This window comes from Ideonella sp. P3_A4, from assembly GCF_056403075.1.
The window spans coordinates 12,378-28,540 of record NZ_JBFUGE010000024.1 but is presented as its reverse complement, the minus strand read 5'-3'; the positions used below and the strand labels follow the sequence as shown (position 1 = coordinate 28,540).

The following is a 16,163-nucleotide window of genomic DNA, read 5'->3' as shown; positions in this document are numbered from 1 at the left end:
GCGTAATTGGCGGTCGAGCCCACTCCGCCGGCCGAGAAACCGGTCAACAGCATGTTGCCGGGACGGCCCAGGTTCTTTCGCATCCAGTCGGCAGCGGCTTTCACATTGGCCTGGCCGCGGTGGTACTGCACCCGCGGCTGGTCGGGCCGCTTGTCGTTGTAGACATGGACCAGGTTGCCGGTGTGCACGTCACCGGTGCAGTAGGGCATGTAGACCAGTGTCCAGTCCTGCGTGCGCACGCCTTCGAAGGGGTCGACGCGGGCAGAGAACGGCGTCACCAGCCCACCCGCGGCCGAGTTCGGCAGGCTCATGTAGTCGGCCGGGATGCCGTCCGGGTTCGTCGCGCTGTAGGCGCCGACGCCCTCGCAGGCGTCCTGGTCCCAGCAGGCACCGCCGCCTTCGAAGGTGATCGCGAGGTGGCTGTTCAGCGGTGTTCGGTTGACGAAGAAGCGGTAGGGCGTGCCGTTGCCGCACGCGGCGCCGCTGGACAGCGGCAATTCGATGGTTTCCCAGATGAACCACGCGGCGTGCGCCCATGGCGCCAGCAGTAAGAGAGCCAAGGCCGCGAGAAGGCGGCGCAGCAACGAAGACACGGGTCTGTCGATCATGGCGTTTTTCCCTGGTTGGTGGAGGGGGAGGCGTATATGCGCTGGCGCAGCGCCTCGAGCTGCGCCACCAGCGCATCGGGGGCCGTCCCGGCCGGGGCATCACGGCGCCAGCGCGCCACCAGCACCTGCTGCGCCTGCAGCAGCTGGGCATCGCGCGGGTCGGTCTGCGGCGGGTGGGCGCCGAGTTGGGCCTGGCGCCAGGCGGTCAGTGCCTCGGCGCGTCGGCTCGCGTCGGGCTCCAGCACCTCCAGCAAGGCGGCCTTCAGCCGCTGTGCTTCGGGGCCGCTGACCTCGCCGTTGGCAATGCGGGCGTCCAGGCCTTCATCGATGCGGCGCGCCAACGCGACCAGCGTCGGGCTGGATGCGCCGGCGCCGGCCAGGCGCTCGGCGCGGAACTGCTGCACTGAGCGCTGGTAGGCCAGCAACTCGATGATGCGCGCCGCCTCGGCGTCGGCCTGGGGGTGGCCGGCCAGTGACTGCTGCAGCTGCGCCCATTGCTGCGCGTCGAGCAAAGGCACCTCGGCGCGCAGGGCCTCGGGTGCTGCAGTTGCGCGGGCACCCGAGCCGGTCGAGGCTGCCGACGGTGCCTGCGCTGCTGGTGTGGCCACGACGACGCCTGGCGCGGGCCGCGCCGGCTTCAGCATTGCCAACCCGGCCCCGATGGCCGCCAGACACAGCGCGCCGCCGACCAACAGCGGCAGCAGTCGCCTGCGAAGGGCGGGGCGTGGCGGAAAGGACATGACAGCCGGGTCTGGTGGTCAGCAGTCGCCTCAAGCGCCGGCGGGTCGCCAACGCAAGGTGCGGATTTCAGTACCATTCGCCCCTCTGCGGCAAGTGCCGCCTGACGACAACAGGGGAATTCGAGATGGCGATGGATGTGGTGGACTACGAGATCAAGGGCTCGGAGATGCAGTTCGTCGAGGTCGAGCTCGACCCGGGCGAAGCGGCGGTCGGCGAAGCCGGCAGCCTGTTCTTCATGGACGGCTCGATCGCGATGGACACCGTCTTCGGCGACGGTGGCAAACAGGGCGGCGGTCTCCTCGGCAAGCTGATGGGCGCCGGCAAGCGCCTGATCACCGGCGAATCGCTGTTCATCACCGTCTATACCAACCAGGGCTCGGGCAAGCAGCGCGTGGCGTTTGCAGCGCCGTACCCGGGCAAGATCCTGCCGATGGACCTGTCCAAGATGGGCGGCACGCTGATCTGCCAGAAGGACGCGTTCCTCTGCGCTGCGCGCGGCGTGTCGATCGGCCTGCACTTCCAGCAGAAGCTGTCGGTCGGCTTCTTCGGCGGCGAGGGCTTCATCATGCAGAAGCTCGAAGGCGACGGCCTGGCCTTCGTGCACGCCGGTGGCACCGTGGTCAAGCGTGATCTGCTGCCCGGCCAGACGCTGATGGTCGACACCGGTTGCGTCGTGGCCTATACGCCCAACGTGAACTTCGAGATCCAGTACGTCGGCAAGATCAAGACCGCGCTGTTCGGCGGCGAAGGCCTGTTCTTCGCGAAGCTGAGCGGCCCCGGCACCGTGTGGCTGCAGAGCCTGCCGTTCTCGCGCCTGGCCAGCCGTGTGTTCGCCGCGGCGCCGCAGCGTGGTGGTTCACGCGAAGAAGGCTCGGTGCTGGGCGGCTTCGCCACCGGCGGGTTGCTTGGCGGCCTGCTGGGCGGCGACGACGACTGAACGCAGGCTGTGGTCCCGTCATGCGCTGGCGCTGGCTGATCGCCGGCCTGCTGTGCTGTGGCGCTGCCGGCGCCGCGCCGGCGGACAGCCTCGAGCTCGACGCGCTGACCTCGCCCGAGCTGCGTGATCGCATCGCGGCCGGCGCGACCACGGTGCTGCTGCCGATCGGCGGCACCGAGCAAAGCGGCCCGCACCTGGCGCTGGGCAAGCACAACCAGCGCGTGCGGGCGCTGTCGCTGCAGATCGCGCAGCGGCTGGGCCAGACGCTGGTGGCGCCGGTGCTGGCGTATGTGCCCGAAGGCTCGATCGAGCCCCCGGCGGCGCACATGCGCTTTGCCGGCACGATCTCCATCCCCGAGCCGGCGTTCGAAGCCGTGCTCGTCGCCGCCGCCCAGAGCCTGTGCCACCACGGCTTTCGCGACGTGGTGCTGCTGGGCGACCACGGCGGCTACCAGCGCAACCTCGAGCAGGTGGCCGCACGGCTGGAGCGCGAAAGACCCCGCTCGGCGCGGCCGGCCTGCCGCACCCACGCCTTGGTCGAGTACTATCGGACGACGCAAACGGCCTATGTCGATGCCCTGCGCGCACGCGGCTTCAGCGCCGACGAGATCGGTATCCACGCCGGTCTGGCCGACACGGCCTTGACGCTGGCGTTGGACCCGTCGATGGTCCGGCTCGACCGGCTCGACCGGCTGGCCCGTGGCGCCGGCGCATCACAAGATGGCGTTCAAGGTGACCCACGTCGCGCCACGGCTGACTTGGGACAACTCGGCGTCAAGCTCATCGTGGACACTAGCGTGGCGGCCATCCAGAAGCGTCTCGCCTCCTCGGATCAGCCTCGCACCCCACCTCACGTTCAACCGCCGCTGCGCTAGCAACGTTTTCTCTCCCTCTCTCGATCCCGTTTGGAATTTGTCATGACGAAGAAGCGCAGGTCCGGTCGCGCGCTCGGTGTTTGTTTGGCGCTGCTGGCAGGTATCGGCGCCTTGGTCGTGCACCAGGTGCACGGCGAGTCGTCCTCGGCGACCGCCGTGCCCGAGGCAGCCCAAGCCTTGGCCGCCAGTGCGCCGGCTGCGGCAGCGTCGGTGCCCAGCATCACCACCGTGCCCGGCATGCCGCCGGTGGTCGACCCGCGCAACCTCTACAGCGAAACGGCGGCCGGCAAGGTGAGCCCGGCGCTGGCGGGTGACCTCGAGCGCATCTACGTGCCCAACCTGCGCTCGAACGATGTCTACGTCGTCGACCCGCGCGAGATGAAGGTGGTCGACCGCTTCAAGGTCGGCAACAGCCCGCAGCACATCGTGCCCGCGTGGGATTTGCGCACGCTGTGGGTGACCAACAACGCCGAAGGCCGCACCGACGGCAGCCTGACGCCCATCGATCCGAAGACCGGCCAGCCTGGCAAGGCGGTGCCGGTGGATGACCCGTACAACATGTACGCGACGCCCGACGGCAAGTCGGCCATCGTCGTCGCTGAGGCGCGCAAGCGGCTGGACTTCCGCGATCCGCAGACGATGGCGCTGCAGTACTCGATTGACGTGCCAGGTTGCCCCGGCGTCAACCACGCCGATTTCTCGATCGACGGCCGCTACGCCTTCTTCACCTGCGAGTTCAGTGGTTCGCTGGTCAAGATCGACCTGGTCGAGCGCCAGGTGCTGGGCTACCTGAAGCTGCAGATGCCGGCCACGCGCTTCAAGGAAACCAAGGCGCCGCGCACCGAGCCGGGCAAGGTCTGGGAGCCCAGCGAGACCGAGATCTGCACGGTGACCAAGGGCATGCCGCAGGACATCCGCAGCTCACCCGACGGCTCGAAGTTCTACATCGCCGACATGCATGCCGACGGTGTGCACGTGGTCGACGGTGCATCGTTCAAGCAGATCGGCTTCATCCCGACCAGCATCGGCGCGCACGGCCTGTACCCCAGCCGCGACGGCAAGCGTCTGTACGTGGCCAACCGCGGCTCGCACAAGATCCACGGCCCGCGCCTGGGTGATGGCGGCGTGGCGGTGATCGACTTCGCGATCGACAAGGTGGTGGCCCGTTGGGCCGTGCCCGGCGGTGGCAGCCCCGACATGGGCAACGTCAGCGCCGACGGCAAGTGGCTGTGGCTGGCCGCGCGCTACGACGACGTGATCTACCGCTTCGACACGACGACCGGCGACGTGGCGCAGATCAAGGTCGGCGCCGAGCCGCATGGTTTGACCGTCTGGCCGCAGCCGGGCCGTTATTCTCTCGGCCACACCGGCAACCTGCGCTGAGCCCCCAACGGGCGCGCGCTACCTCGATGCGACTGCTGCTCGATTCCTTCTGGCGCGCCCTGGCCTACCTGCTGATGCCGCGGGTCATCGGGCTGTCGCTGCTGCCATTGCTGATCGCCGGCGGCGCGTCGCTGGCGCTGGGCTGGTTCTTCTGGGAGTCGTCACTGGCGGGGGTGCGCGAGACGCTGGAAGGCTGGTCGCTGATCGAACCACTGCTGAAGTGGATCGACGCCGGTCTCGGCCCGCACTTCCGCGTGGCGCTGGCGGCATTGATCGTCGTCGCGCTGGCGGTGCCGGTGGTGGTGGTCGCTTCACTGATGCTGGTGGCGTTGCTGATGACGCCGGCGATCGTCAGCCTGGTCGCTGAGCGGCGTTTTCCGCAACTCGAACGCAAGCGTGGCGCGTCCTTCTGGCAAGGCGCGCTCTGGGGCCTGGGTTGCACTTCGCTGGCCCTGGTGGCCAGCTTCGTGACGATGCCGTTCTGGCTGATCCCTGGCGTCGTGCTGATCGTGCCGCCGCTGATCTGGGGCTGGCTGACGACGCGCGTGATGGCCTTCGACGTGCTGGGCGAACACGCCAGCCGCGAGGAGCGTCGCAGCCTGATGGGGCTGTATGGCTGGCAGTTGCTGTTGATGGGCATCATCACCGGCTTCCTGGGCGCCGCGCCGTCGATGATTTGGGCCGTTAGCGCAATGACGCTGGTTTTTGCACCGCTGCTGATGGCGGTGTCGGTCTGGCTCTACACGCTGGTCTTCGCCTTCTCGGCGCTGTGGTTCGCCCACTACCTGCTGGCGGCGCTGCAGCTGCAACGCGCCAGCGCGAGCGCGGTGGTGGTTGAAGTGACGCCGCCGCCTGCTTCCCCCTTGCCCGACCTGCCTGGCACTGCCCCATGAAATTCGGCCTGATCATCATCGGCGACGAGATCCTGTCCGGCCGCCGGCAAGACAAGCACATGGCCAAGGTGATCGAGCTGCTGGCCGCACGTGGCCATGCGCTGGCGTGGGCCCGATACATCGGCGACGAGCGGCCGCTGATCACCGCGGCGCTGAAAGACGCGCTGGCCAGTGGCGACATCGTCTTCAGCTGCGGTGGCATCGGCGCCACGCCCGACGACCACACCCGCCAATGTGCCGCGGCGGCCAGTGGGCGGCCGCTGGCGTTGCACCCCGAGGCGAAGCTGCTGATCGAAGAGCGCATGCGCGACGTATCGATCGAGCAGGGCATCCCCTACGAACCTGACCGGGCCGACAACGTCCACCGCCTGAACATGGGCGTGTTCCCCGAAGGCGCCACGCTCGTCCCGAACCCGTACAACAAGATCCCCGGCTTCAGCCTGGGCGATGTGCACTTCGTGCCGGGCTTCCCGGTGATGGCGCACCCGATGATCGAGTGGCTGCTCGACCACCGCTACGGCCACCTCAAGCCGGCCGCCCATGCCGAGCGCGCGCTGTACGTCAAGGGCAGCATGGAAGCTACGCTGACGCCGCTGATGGAGCAGATCGAGGCCGAGTTCGCCGGCGTGCGTGTCTTCAGCCTGCCCAGCGTCGACCACCCGCAGCGAGGCCGCCACATCGAGCTGGGCGTCAAGGGCGAGCCGTCGGAGGTCGATGCCGCCTTCGGCGCGCTGCAGGCCGGGCTGAGGGCTTTGCCCGGCGTCGAATTCAGCACCGAATAGGTGCGCTAGCATCAACCCATGTTGGTGCATAACTGAGCTCCATGATGGTGCAGCATGAGGTCTTGCGGACATCGCGGCTGAGGCTGCGCTGGTTCCAGCCCGAATCCGAAGCCGACCAGCGGTTCATCATCGAACTGGTCAACGATCCGGACTGGATCGCCAACATCGGTCAACGCAATGTGAGCACTTGCGAGCAGGCGGAAGCCTTTCTGCGCAATGGTCCGACGGGCATGTGCGAGAAGCTCGGTTTTGGGCTGTACCTCGTCGAGCGGATCGCCGACGGTGTGCCGGTGGGCATGTGCGGGCTGATCAAGCGCGACAGCCTGCCGGACATCGACATCGGCTACGCCTTCCTTCCGGTCGCCCGCGGCCAGGGGTTTGCGCGCGAGGCGGCGCGGGCTGTACTGGCCTGGGGCCGGGAGGTGTTGGGCCTGAAGCGAGTGGTCGCTATCGTCACACCCACGAACGAGCCATCACTCGGGCTCCTGGCCTCGCTGGGTTTCGCTGACGAGGGGACGATTCTGATGCCGCCGGACAACGAGACCTTGCGCCTGCTCGGCTGGTCCGCCGCGGCCGCGGCCGCTGCATCCGCCTGAGGGCACCGATTTCCGGCCCGCCGCGGGCCACCCACGGCGGGGCGCGGGCGATCCCCATTTGTGGGCATGGATTCTGCTACATTGCCCGCGCCGTGGTCGCCACGGGGCGCTCACCGGCTTGGTCTGGCGGGTGACCCGCGGGCGGCATCGATCGCACAATTTCCGTTGACACAACTCATCCGCCAGGAGCCTTTTTGATGGCCAAGACCGTCGCCGACGTGCTGCAAATGGTGAAGGACAACGAAGTCAAGTTCGTTGACTTCCGTTTCACCGATACCCGGGGCAAGGAACAGCACGTCACCGTGCCCACGTCCGCCTTCGACGAAGACAAGTTCACCGCCGGCCACGCGTTCGACGGTTCCTCGATCGCCGGCTGGAAGGGCATCGAAGCCTCCGACATGCTGCTGATGCCGGACCCGAACACCGCCAACATCGACCCGTTCTTCGAAGAACCCACGCTGCTGCTGACCTGCGACGTGATCGAGCCGGGCGACGGCAAGCCCTACGAGCGCGACCCGCGTTCGCTGGCCAAGCGCGCCGAGGCCTACATGAAGAGCGCCGGCCTGGGCGACGCCGCCTTCTTCGGCCCGGAACCCGAGTTCTTCGTCTTCGACAGCGTGCGCTGGGACGTCTCGATGTCCGGCTGCTTCTCGAAGATCGAGTCCGAGGAAGCCGCCTGGAACACCGGCAAGGAATACGAGCACGGCAACACCGGCTACCGTCCCACCGTCAAGGGCGGCTACTTCCCGGTCCCGCCGGTCGACTCGGCGCAAGACATGCGCTCTGAAATGTGCCTGCTGCTCGAGCAGATGGGCATCCCGGTCGAGGTCCACCACCACGAAGTGGCGACCGCCGGCCAGATGGAAATCGGCACCAAGTTCTCGACCCTGGTCCAGCGCGCTGACTGGCTGCAGCTGCAGAAGTACATCATCGTCAACGTGGCCCATGCCTACGGCAAGACGGCAACCTTCATGCCGAAGCCGATCGTCGGCGACAACGGTTCGGGCATGCACGTGCACCAGTCGGTCTGGAAGGACGGCAAGAACCTGTTCGCCGGTGACGGCTATGCCGGCCTGAGCGAATTCGCGCTGTACTACATCGGCGGCATCATCAAGCACGCCCGTGCGCTGAACGCGATCACCAACCCCGGCACCAACTCGTACAAGCGCCTGGTGCCCGGCTTCGAAGCCCCGGTGAAGCTGGCCTATTCGGCCAAGAACCGTTCGGCCTCGATTCGTATCCCGTACGTCGCCAACCCGAAGGGCCGCCGCATCGAAGCGCGCTTCCCGGATCCTTCTGCCAACCCGTACCTGGCCTTCTCGGCGCTGCTGATGGCTGGCCTGGACGGCGTGGAAAACAAGATCCACCCGGGCGAAGCCGCCACCAAGGACCTGTACCACCTGCCGCCGGAAGAAGACGCGAAGATCCCGACCGTCTGCCACAGCCTGGACCAGGCGCTGGACTACCTGGACAAGGACCGCGCGTTCCTGACCAAGGGCGGTGTCTTCACCGACGCCTACCTCGACGCCTACATCGACCTGAAGATGCAGGAAGTCCAGCGCTTCCGCATGACGACCCATCCGGTCGAGTTCGACATGTACTACGCGCTCTGATCTGACAACGTCAGTTCAATGCACAAGGCGGCTTCGGCCGCCTTTTTGCTGCGCGAAATGGGCGACGGGCCTTGCCCATTTTCATTCCCGCAACGGTCGGCCGCATGCGGGTCTGGGGCGTTTCAAGTGTTTAGCGTCACAATCGCTCGAATGATGACCCAGGCCATCTCCCGCCAACTGTTCGTGCTGCCCGCACTCGCGCTGGCCGCCGCTGGCGCCCTGGCGCAAACGCCGTCCGTTTATTACATCTGCCCCGGCAACGTGTTCACCAACACGCTGAGCGCGAAAGAGGCCGAAGCCAAGGGCTGCAAGGCCCGCGAGGCGCAGCAGCCCACCACCATCGCCGGCCCGAAGCCGCGGCCGGTCGCAGGCAACGCGTCGGGCCCCAAGACCGACCGCATCGAGTCGGCCGAGCAGCGCACGCGCGACAGCGATGCGCGCCGCATCCTCGAAGCCGAGTTGCGACGCGCTGAAGAGCAGCTCGAAGCGCTGAGGCGCGACTTCAACAACGGCGAGCCTGAGCGGCGAGGTGACGAGTCGCGCAACGCCCAGCGTTACATCGACCGCGTGGCGGAGATGAAAGCCGCCATCGCGCGCCAAGAGGCGGACATCGCCGCCATCAAACGCGAACTGGCCAAGTTGCCGGCGTGAAACTCCTCGGCGCAGCCGCGGCCGCGCGGCGGGCCGACAGCAAGGGTTTGGAAGCACTGGACCTGCTGGCCACGATGGTGGCCGTGGTCGAGCCCAAGGGCGACTGCCTGTTCGCCAATGCGCAGCTGGAGTCGGTGATCGGCGTTTCTCGCCGAACGCTGACCAAGCGCCCGCTGCATGAATGGCTGCGTGAGCCCGCCGCGCTGCTGGAAGCCATCGACGCGGTGGCGCGCAACGAGTTCAGCACCCGGCGTTTCGAAGGCGCGCTGCGCCGTGCCGGCGTCGGCCATGCCGAGCCGCTGCCGGTCCACATCATCGTCAGCCAGACCGAGCGCATCGGCGGCCGCATCCTGGTCGAGATGATCGAGATCGAACAGCAGACCCGGCAGGACCGCGAAGAGCGTGTGATGGGCCAGGCGGAGGTCACCAAGGAGCTGATCCGCAACCTGGCCCACGAGATCAAGAACCCGCTCGGCGGCATCCGTGGCGCTGCGCAGTTGCTGGCGCTGGACCTGCATTCGCCCGAGCTGACCGAGTACACCCAGGTCATCATCCACGAGGCCGACCGGCTGCAGACGCTGGTTGACCGCCTGCTCGCGCCGCACCGCAAGCCCCATGTGGTGGGCGACGTCAACATTCACGAGGTCTGCGAGCGGGTTCGCTCACTCGCGCTGGTCGAGCATTCGCGCGGCCTGCGCGTGCAGCGCGACTACGACGCGTCGATTCCCGAATTCCGCGGCGACCGCGAGCAGCTGATCCAGGCGGTGCTGAACATCGTTCAGAACGCCACGCAGGCCCTTTCAGAGCGCATCGAACAGGGCGACGCGCTGATCACCTTGCGCACGCGGATCGCCCGACAGGTGACGATTGGCAAGCAGCGCTATCGACTGGCATTGGAATTGCATATCCAGGACAACGGGCCGGGCGTCCCCGAGCACCTGAGAGAACGCATCTTCTATCCGCTGGTGTCAGGGCGGGACGGCGGCTCAGGACTCGGGCTCACACTGGCGCAGACTTTCGTGCAGCAACACCAGGGCACGATCGAATGCGACAGCGAGCCGGGACGCACGGTCTTCAAGATCGTGATTCCGTTACCTTGACGTCGACCCCCCGGTCGCCGCAAGCGGCGCCCGCCCCCTCGATGGGGACGAGTCAGCTTGGGGTGGCCCTTCGCTGACTCACCGAAAAAACTTGATGAAACCCATCTGGATTGTTGACGACGACCAATCCATCCGCTTCGTGCTGGAGAAGGCGCTGGCCCGCGAGCAATTGCCGGTCCGCAGCTTTGCCAACCCGCGCGATGTCTTGACCGCCCTGGCTGACGACGAACCGCAGGTGCTCGTCAGCGACATCCGCATGCCCGGTGGCTCGGGGCTGGATCTGCTGGCCAAGGTCAAGGAGCGCTTGCCGGGCCTGCCGGTGATCATCATGACGGCCTACTCCGACCTGGACAGTGCCGTTTCGGCCTTCCAGGGCGGGGCCTTCGAGTACCTGCCCAAGCCCTTCGACCTGACCAAGGCGGTCGAGTTGATCCGCCGCGCGGTCGACGAAAGCCTGCGCGAAGAGATCAACGACGAGCGCCACCAGCCGGTGCCCGAGATCCTCGGCCAGGCGCCGGCGATGCAGGACGTGTTCCGCGCCATCGGCCGCTTGTCGCAAAGCAACGTGACCGTGCTGATCACCGGCGAGTCTGGCACCGGCAAGGAACTGGTCGCGCATGCGCTGCACCGCCACAGCCCACGCGGCGATGCCGGCACCAAGGGCCCGTTCATCGCGATCAACACCGCGGCGATCCCGAAGGACTTGCTGGAAAGCGAGCTCTTCGGCCACGAACGCGGCGCCTTCACCGGCGCGCAGACGATGCGCCGCGGCCGCTTCGAGCAGGCCGATGGCGGCACGCTGTTCCTCGACGAAATCGGCGACATGCCGTTCGACCTGCAGACGCGCTTGCTTCGTGTGCTGAGCGACGGCCAGTTCTACCGCGTTGGTGGCCACCAGCCCTTGAAGGCCAATGTGCGCGTGATCGCCGCGACGCACCAGAACCTCGAGGATCGGGTGCGCCAGGGCGTGTTCCGCGAAGACCTGTTCCACCGCCTGAACGTGATCCGGCTGCGTTTGCCGCCGCTGCGCGAGCGGTCCGACGATGTGCCCGCGCTGGCCAAGTTCTTCCTGCAAAAGAGCGCGAAGGAATTGGGCGTCGAGCCCAAGCGCATCAGCGACGATGCGTTGACGCAGCTGAAGGGCTTCGAGTTTCCCGGCAACGTGCGCCAGCTCGAGAACCTTTGCCACTGGTTGACGGTGATGGCGCCGGCGCAGCTGATCGAAGGCAAGGATTTGCCGGTCGAGCTGATTGCCCGCGCACCGGGGTCGGAGGCCACTACCGAGCGCGTGACAACACCAGCCGTTGCGCCGGTAGCCGAAGCAGCGCGCACCGTCGATCCGGTCGACGCTGCCAACATGTCCGCGGCGACGGCGGTTGCCCCTGCGGAAGCACGCTGGCTCAACGATCTCGAAACCGAGGCGCGGCGCCGGCTCGAAGCTGGCCAGCCCGATGTGTGGGACGGCCTGACGCGTGAGTTCGAGGCCCGCATGATCCGCACCGCGCTCGGCATCACCCGCGGCCGCCGCATCGAGGCGGCGCAGAAGCTGGGCATCGGCCGCAACACGATCACGCGCAAGATCCAGGAGCTCGGGCTGGACGACTGATGGGCTGCCCGATGTCCGCAGCAAGCGCGGGTTGAATGGCGGGCTGGCCGATGCGCTTCGGCCCGCCATGACACACTGCGAACGATGTCAACGACATCGCTCTACGCCATCTGCGTGCTGATCTGGGGCACGACCTGGTTCGCCATCACCGCCCAAATCGACGCCGTGGCCCCCGAGGTCGGCGTGGCGCTGCGCTTCGGCATGGCCGGTGCCGCGCTGCTGGGCTACAGCCACTGGCGCCGGCTCGAACTGCGCTTCACGCCGCGCCTGCACGCGATGTTCGCGCTGCAAGGCCTGACGGGGCTGTGCGCCAGCTACATCTGCATCTACCACGCCGAACGCTTCGTCGTCAGCGGTGTCGTGGCGGTCGGCTATGCCACGTCGCCGCTGATCGGGATGCTGGCGGCGCGTGTGTTCCTCGGCACGCCGATGTCACGCCGGGTGGCTGCGGGTGGTTCGTTAGGCTTGGCCGGCGTGGCGCTGATCTTTGCCCATGAATTCGGTCGCCTCGGCGCATCGCCTGAGGTGGTGCTGGGTGCGGTGCTGACGGCCGCCGCCGTGTTGCTGTCGTCGGTGTCGACCATCGCCTCGGCACGCTACCAGCGCGAGGGCATCAGTGGCTGGTCGCCGTTGGGCTGGGCGATGGCCTACGGCGCGCTCGGTTCGGTGATCGCAGCGTTGGTGGCGGGGCGGTCGTGGCAGATCGCCTGGAGCGGGCCGTTCATCGTCTCGCTGGCCTACCTGACGCTGGCCGGCTCGGTGGTCACCTTCGGCGCGTTCTACACGCTGGTGCACCGCATCGGCCCGGCACGCGCCGGCTACATCGGCGTGTTGACGCCGGTGGTCGCGCTGGTGGTGTCGTCGCTGCTCGAAGGCTTCACCTGGACCGGCGAGACGCTGGTCGGCGTGGCGTTGGCAATCGCCGGCAACGTGCTGGCGATGTGGACGCCGCGGCCTTCGTTGGCCGCGGCTTCTTCGGTTCAGACCAGCGAGAGCTCGACGACGACCGGTGCGTGATCGCTGGGCCGCTCGTTCTTGCGCGGCAGCTTGTCGATTGTGCAGGCGGCCACGCGCGGGCGCAGGGCCTCACTGACCAGGATGTGGTCGATGCGCAGGCCCTGGTTCTTGCGGAAGCGCAGTTCGCGGTAGTCCCACCAGCTCCAGCTCTTGGGTGGTTGTTCGAAGAGCCGGAAGGCGTCGTGCAGCCCGAGGCCGAGCAGGCCCTTGAAGTGGCCTCTTTCCTCGTCGGTGCAGTGGATCTGGCCGGCCCAGGCGACCGGGTCGTAGACGTCGGCGTCTTCCGGTGCGATGTTGAAGTCGCCCATCAGCACCAGCTGCGGGTGTTCGATCAGCTCGGCGCGCAGCCATTCGCGCAGCGCAYCCAGCCACTGCATCTTGTAGAGAAACTTCTCGCTGCCAGGCGCCTGGCCGTTGGGGAAGTAACCACCGATCACGCGAACGCCGGCCAACGTGCCGGCGATCAGGCGAGCCTGGTCGTCGCCGTGGTTGGGAATGTTCTTCACCACCTTGTCGGCCAGCGTGCCGCGCGTCAGCAGCGCGACGCCGTTGTAGGTCTTCTGGCCGTGGAAGACCACGTGGTAGCCCGCGGCTTCGATCTCGGCTTTGGGAAACTTGTCGTCGGTGAGCTTGGTTTCCTGCAGCACCAGCGCGTCCACCGGGTTGGCCGTCAGCCAGTCCAGCAGTTGGGGCAGGCGCACGGCCAGCGAGTTGACGTTCCAGGTGGCGAATTTCAAGGCGACCTCTCGGTGGTAGGTCGCCGATGCTACAAGACCCACCGACCGGCGTTGGGGCGGTCAGTTCAAGACCTGTTCGGCGATCTCGTCCCAGATGTCGGGCGACCAGCCGCCACGCACTTCCTTGACCAGTTCACCGCGGCGATTCAGCAGCAGCGTGGTCGGTTGTCGGACGGGCATGTCGCCCAGGTTGTCACGGTGCGTCGGGTCGTGGCGCCAGACCAGCTTCATCTGAGGCGTTGAGGGTGACACCGCGTCGAGCGCTTGCTCGTAGGCCTTGAAGTCGGCCAAGCGGGTGTCCTGGTTGACGGCGACGATCACGAACGGCCGGCCGCTCCAGCCCATGAGGTTGCGGCGCAACTCGGGCAGCCGGTCGAGGCAAACCGGGCAGTCGGTGGACCACAGGTAGACCAGCACGACCTGGCCGCGCCATTGCGCCAGGTCCAGCGCTTCACCCCGTGACGTGTGACCGCTGAGCGCGGGCCGCATCGTGGGCGGGACGGGCTGGGCTTGGGCAGCGCCTGCCGAGGTGCCCAGCAGCAGAGGAAACAGGAGAGAAAGCGAGAGCGTCTTGAGGGTCATGAGCGATTCCAGGAGTCGGCTGTGCCGCCGCCTGAATTCGTCGCCCGCCCCGTGCGCCCCTTACAGCCGATGAAGGCCCATCGGCTGCAGGATGTCACATCTTCAGATGTGGAACCACGCGGCCACGCCCACCGCAATGCCCAGCCCGCCCAGGCCCAGCGTGGCCCATTCGAGCCAGCGGCGCTTGGTCAGCAGCGCGATCGCGGCCATCGCGATCGAGATTTGCAGCGCGGTGGTGGCTTGGGCCCAGCGGTGGTGCTGGTGCATCTGCGCTTCACTGGCCTCGTCCCGCTCGTGCGATTCGGCGTCGAGCTCTTCGGCCTTCTTCTTGATCTCGTTCTTTTCGGTCTCGTAGCGGTCGATCTTGGCCTGGTAGGTGGCCCGTTTGTCCTCGGGCGCGAGGTCGCGCGCGAACTCGGCCAGCGACTGCTTCGTGCTCTTGGACTGGAAGTAACTCCACTGGTTGGCCGCTTCGGTCTTCTTGATCGCCGCTTCGTTCTTCAGCAGGCCGGCGTTGGCCTGCGTGGCGCCGCCTTGGTACGAAAACAGCGCGCCGACGGTGGCAAGAATCGCGGTGATCACCGCCAGCTGGCCAGCCATGCCCTCGGGGTCGTGCTGGGCCGCGTGCTCCAGCTCATGGTCGTGCGGGCCGTGGACGTGAAAGCCGTGTCCGGACATAGATCTTCAGCTCCTGGGCGCCAGGCGCCGGTAGGTGACGAACGAAAAGTGGAAGTCGTTGGGCGCTGCCGCGACGTGGCGTTCACGCTCGACCTCGCCGAATGCATCGCGGGCGAAATCGGGGAAGTGCGCGTCGCCGTCGTAGTCGCGCTCGATCTCGGTCAGCATCAGCTCGTCGGCCAGCGGCAGCGCCTCGCGGTAGATCTGCTCGCCACCGATCACGAAAACCCGCGCCGGCTTGTTGTGCCGTGCCGCGGTCAGTGCAGCATCAAGATTGGCGACCACCGTCGCGCCCGGCGCATCGAAGCCGCGTTGCCGTGTCAAGACGATGTTATGGCGACCAGGCAGCGGGCGGAAGCGCTCGGGCAGCGAGTCCCAGGTCTTGCGGCCCATGATCACCGGCGCGCCCATCGTCGCGGCGCGAAAGTGCTTCATGTCCTCGGGCAGGTGCCACAGCAGCGAGTTGTCGCGCCCGATCACGCCGTTATGGGCCACGCCCGCGATGAGCGTCAGAAACATGGTGGTCATCAGACGGCGACCGGCGCTTTGATCGGCGCGTGGTGCTGGTAGTCCAGCACCTCGAAGTCGTCGTACTCATAGTCGAAGATCGACGCCGGCTTGCGGCGGATGTTCAGCACCGGGTAGGGGAAGGGCGCGCGATCCAGCTGCGTCTTCACCTGTTCGGTGTGGTTGTCGTAGATGTGGCAGTCGCCACCGGTCCAGATGAAATCGCCCACGCCGAGATCACACTGCTGCGCCAGCATGTGGGTCAACAGTGCGTAGCTGGCGATGTTGAACGGCACGCCGAGAAAGATATCGGCGCTGCGCTGGTAAAGCTGGCAGCTCAGCTTGCCGTCCGCGACGTAGAACTGGAAGAACGCGTGGCACGGCATCAACGCCATCTTCGGCAGGTCGGCCACGTTCCACGCGCTGACGATGATGCGGCGCGAGTCGGGGTTGGTCTTCAGCTGTTTGATGACCTCGGTGATCTGGTCGATGTGGCCGCCGTCGGGTGTCGGCCAGCTGCGCCATTGCACGCCATACACCGGGCCGAGGTCACCATCGTCTCGCGCCCACTCATCCCAGATCGTGCAGCCGCGCTCCTGCAGCCACTTGACGTTCGAGTCGCCGCGCAGGAACCACAGCAGTTCCAGGATGATCGATTTCAGGTGCACCTTCTTGGTCGTCACCAGCGGGAAGCCTTCGCTCAGGTCGAAGCGCATCTGGTGGCCGAACACGCTACGCGTGCCCGTGCCGGTGCGGTCGCCTTTGGCCACGCCCGTCTCAAAGACGTGGCGCATGAAGTCTTCATACTGGGAACGGACGGGGCGCGAGGTCATGGCCCGATTTTACGAGCCGGGGTG

The 16,163-nt window shown here is 67.0% G+C and carries 18 protein-coding genes; 11 read left to right on the top strand and 7 right to left on the bottom strand.

The genetic code is table 11. The features are described 5' to 3' along the window. The coding region (locus tag AC1DYI_RS05125) for a pectin acetylesterase-family hydrolase (RefSeq protein ID WP_477202995.1) at nt 1–608 on the bottom strand (608 nt) is incomplete at its 3' end. Then, nucleotides 605–1,348 carry a hypothetical protein gene (locus tag AC1DYI_RS05120; protein ID WP_477202994.1) on the bottom strand — a complete coding sequence of 248 codons (744 nt, stop codon included), beginning with the start codon at nt 1,346–1,348 and terminating at the stop codon, nt 605–607. The genes AC1DYI_RS05120 and AC1DYI_RS05125, both read right to left, overlap by 4 nt. 125 nt (nt 1,349–1,473) lie before the next feature. Between AC1DYI_RS05120 and AC1DYI_RS05115 the strand changes: the two genes are divergently transcribed. From AC1DYI_RS05115 to AC1DYI_RS05065, 11 genes are all read left to right on the top strand, one after another. Next, nucleotides 1,474–2,286 carry a TIGR00266 family protein gene (locus AC1DYI_RS05115; protein ID WP_477202993.1) on the top strand — a complete coding sequence of 271 codons (813 nt, stop codon included), beginning with the start codon at nt 1,474–1,476 and terminating at the stop codon, nt 2,284–2,286. 20 nt (nt 2,287–2,306) lie between these two features. Next, nucleotides 2,307–3,161, top strand: coding sequence for a creatininase family protein (locus tag AC1DYI_RS05110; protein WP_477202992.1), 855 nt, complete (start codon nt 2,307–2,309; stop codon nt 3,159–3,161). 237 nt (nt 3,162–3,398) lie between these two features. Further along, complete coding sequence (locus AC1DYI_RS05105) at nt 3,399–4,544, top strand: YncE family protein (RefSeq protein ID WP_477202997.1); 1,146 nt, start codon at nt 3,399–3,401, stop codon at nt 4,542–4,544. A gap of 26 nt (nt 4,545–4,570) precedes the next feature. Continuing rightward, nucleotides 4,571–5,437 carry an EI24 domain-containing protein gene (locus AC1DYI_RS05100; RefSeq protein WP_477202991.1) on the top strand — a complete coding sequence of 289 codons (867 nt, stop codon included), beginning with the start codon at nt 4,571–4,573 and terminating at the stop codon, nt 5,435–5,437. Further along, a complete protein-coding gene (locus AC1DYI_RS05095; protein ID WP_477202990.1) occupies nt 5,434–6,219 on the top strand; it encodes a competence/damage-inducible protein A in 786 nt (261 codons plus the stop codon). The genes AC1DYI_RS05100 and AC1DYI_RS05095 overlap by 4 nt, the downstream gene beginning before the upstream one ends. 41 nt (nt 6,220–6,260) lie before the next feature. Further along, complete coding sequence (locus tag AC1DYI_RS05090) at nt 6,261–6,815, top strand: GNAT family N-acetyltransferase (RefSeq protein WP_477202989.1); 555 nt, start codon at nt 6,261–6,263, stop codon at nt 6,813–6,815. Between the two features lie 197 nt (nt 6,816–7,012). Further along, nucleotides 7,013–8,428: a type I glutamate--ammonia ligase gene (glnA, locus tag AC1DYI_RS05085; protein WP_477202988.1), complete on the top strand. Its 1,416-nt coding sequence runs from the start codon at nt 7,013–7,015 to the stop codon at nt 8,426–8,428. 150 nt (nt 8,429–8,578) lie between these two features. Then, nucleotides 8,579–9,079: a hypothetical protein gene (locus AC1DYI_RS05080; protein ID WP_477202987.1), complete on the top strand. Its 501-nt coding sequence runs from the start codon at nt 8,579–8,581 to the stop codon at nt 9,077–9,079. Next, the gene (gene glnL / locus AC1DYI_RS05075; RefSeq protein ID WP_477202986.1) at nt 9,076–10,179 is read left to right on the top strand and encodes a nitrogen regulation protein NR(II); all 1,104 of its coding nucleotides are present in this window, start codon (nt 9,076–9,078) and stop codon (nt 10,177–10,179) included. The genes AC1DYI_RS05080 and glnL overlap by 4 nt, the downstream gene beginning before the upstream one ends. Nucleotides 10,180–10,273: 94 nt before the next feature. Continuing rightward, nucleotides 10,274–11,785: a nitrogen regulation protein NR(I) gene (ntrC, locus tag AC1DYI_RS05070; RefSeq protein ID WP_477202985.1), complete on the top strand. Its 1,512-nt coding sequence runs from the start codon at nt 10,274–10,276 to the stop codon at nt 11,783–11,785. An 84-nt stretch (nt 11,786–11,869) separates the two neighbouring features. Next, nucleotides 11,870–12,802, top strand: coding sequence for a DMT family transporter (locus AC1DYI_RS05065; RefSeq protein WP_477202984.1), 933 nt, complete (start codon nt 11,870–11,872; stop codon nt 12,800–12,802). Here the strand turns inward: AC1DYI_RS05065 and xth are convergent. From xth to AC1DYI_RS05040, 5 genes are all read right to left on the bottom strand, one after another. Then, nucleotides 12,766–13,539, bottom strand: coding sequence for an exodeoxyribonuclease III (xth, locus tag AC1DYI_RS05060; RefSeq protein WP_477202983.1), 774 nt, complete (start codon nt 13,537–13,539; stop codon nt 12,766–12,768). The two genes, AC1DYI_RS05065 and xth, sit on opposite strands and share 37 nt — an antisense overlap. Before the next feature lie 60 nt (nt 13,540–13,599). Next, nucleotides 13,600–14,121, bottom strand: a complete 522-nt coding sequence (locus AC1DYI_RS05055) for a TlpA family protein disulfide reductase (protein ID WP_477202982.1) — start codon at nt 14,119–14,121, stop codon at nt 13,600–13,602. Between the two features lie 102 nt (nt 14,122–14,223). After that, a complete protein-coding gene (locus AC1DYI_RS05050) occupies nt 14,224–14,799 on the bottom strand; it encodes a DUF4337 domain-containing protein (RefSeq protein WP_477202981.1) in 576 nt (191 codons plus the stop codon). Nucleotides 14,800–14,805: 6 nt separating this feature from the next. Beyond that, nucleotides 14,806–15,327 carry a dihydrofolate reductase gene (locus tag AC1DYI_RS05045; RefSeq protein WP_477202980.1) on the bottom strand — a complete coding sequence of 174 codons (522 nt, stop codon included), beginning with the start codon at nt 15,325–15,327 and terminating at the stop codon, nt 14,806–14,808. Next, nucleotides 15,327–16,139 (bottom strand): thymidylate synthase, encoded by an 813-nt coding sequence (locus tag AC1DYI_RS05040; protein ID WP_477202979.1) that lies wholly within the window; start codon nt 16,137–16,139, stop codon nt 15,327–15,329. Before AC1DYI_RS05040 ends, AC1DYI_RS05045 begins: the two co-directional genes overlap by 1 nt. Between the last annotated feature and the right edge of the window lie 24 nt (nt 16,140–16,163).